We start from the raw sequence: 239 nt of genomic DNA, 5'->3' as shown, positions 1-239 counted from the left end.
ACTGGTCAAGCCGAACAAAGACAAGACGCGCCTGAAGCTCACCGGTTTCGGCAAGCTCCCTCCCAAAGTTGCGATATGAACGCGGTTCCGCCTTCTGACGAAATTTTGTTCTCTTTTAGGCTGAACCTACGCAGAAATATTGCAACGGAAATAGTATCCACAGGACGCGCAAGTCGATCATTTTGAAATTATTTCAGATACTTACGCGGATTACCCTGCGTCAACATTCAAGCTTATCC

Origin of the sequence: Thioclava nitratireducens, assembly GCF_001940525.2 — a bacterium.
GTDB lineage: Bacteria > Pseudomonadota > Alphaproteobacteria > Rhodobacterales > Rhodobacteraceae > Thioclava > Thioclava nitratireducens.
The sequence above is the reverse complement of the archived record's forward strand: the minus strand, read 5'-3'. Positions refer to the sequence as shown.